Annotated in this window: 1 protein-coding gene; it reads left to right on the top strand. The window is 63.9% G+C overall.

Annotation, left to right across the window (positions count from 1 at the left end; translation table 11 throughout):
• The first annotated feature begins 218 nt into the window (after positions 1-218).
• A complete protein-coding gene (locus FG154_RS20540) occupies positions 219-1,151 on the top strand; it encodes an IS110 family transposase (RefSeq protein ID WP_028718737.1) in 933 nt (310 codons plus the stop codon).
• The last annotated feature ends 15 nt before the right edge of the window (positions 1,152-1,166 follow it).

Raw genomic sequence — 1,166 nt, 5'->3', positions numbered from 1 at the left:
TTGTCTTAAGATTTCCCCCGGTTCCCGTGCGATACGGGAGCCGCTGTCCGGCACCTCAAATATGCCGGACAGCGGCGGGGGACGGATCGTTGTGGAGATGGTCGGAGAGGGCCGGTCAGTAGTGTGATCGCCCCCGCCTTTTCGAATGTCCTGAACGGATACATGGGGAAGACCTCGCGTCCTTGCCCCGAATGACAAGGCCAGGAGGCGAAAAGACCATGACCGACACTATCGGGATCGACATCTCGAAGACCACACTCGACATCTACCGTATCTCGGACGGCAAACGAGCCCGCTTCGGCAACGACGCGTCCGGCTTGAAGGCCATGCGCAAGTGGCTCGGGGCGGCACCGCTCCGCGTCGTCTACGAGGCGACCGGGCGCTATCACCGCGATCTGGAGGCCGCGCTTGCGGCTTTCGGCCATCACAACGTCAAGGTGAACCCCGCACGGGCGCGACGCTTCGCGCAGGCTACCGGACAGGGAGCGAAGACCGACCGCGTCGATGCGGAGATGCTTGCACGGATGGGTACCGTGCTCGGCCTCGAGGCGACCCCGGTCAAAACTGACGAACTGCACGAAATCAAGGAGCTGCATGTCGCTCGGGTTGCTCTGATCAAGGATCGGACGGCCTGCCGAAACCGGATCGGCATGGCGCGCAACAAGATCGTCCTGGCGCAGCTGCGCGCGCGCCTTCGCCAGATCGACACCCAGATCGCGCAGATCGACAGGGAACTGCGCTCCCGGATCAAAGCCGATCCCGGGCTCGCCAGGCGCTACGAGATCCTGACGTCGATCCCCGGCGTCGGGCCCGTCGCCGCCATCGCCCTGATCATCGAGATGCCGGAGCTCGGGGCGATGAGTTCGAAGGAAGCTGCGAGCCTCGCAGGCCTCGCACCTATCACGCGGCAGTCGGGAACGTGGAAGGGCAAGGCCCGTATCGGCGGAGGCCGCACTGCTCTCCGTTGCATGCTGTTCATGCCCGCTGTGATCGCGACCCGCTTCAACGCCCCGCTCCAGCAAGTCCACCGGACGCTCATCGCTGCCGGAAAGCCCTGGAAAGTCGCCATCACGGCGGTGATGCGAAAGCTCATCGTCCTCGCCAACGCCCTGATCCGGGACGACCGGAAATGGGCCGAAATCAACCCTTGATCAAAACGGATACTA

The organism is Cereibacter sediminicola, from assembly GCF_007668225.1.
Classification (GTDB): domain Bacteria; phylum Pseudomonadota; class Alphaproteobacteria; order Rhodobacterales; family Rhodobacteraceae; genus Cereibacter_A; species Cereibacter_A azotoformans.
The sequence above is the reverse complement of the archived record's forward strand: the minus strand, read 5'-3'. Positions and strand labels throughout refer to the sequence as shown.

Bases quoted from the DNA above. Each gene is read 5' to 3' on its own strand.
- FG154_RS20540 (WP_028718737.1), top strand. From the start codon at position 219: ATGACCGACACTATCGGGATCGACATCTCGAAGACCACACTCGACATC.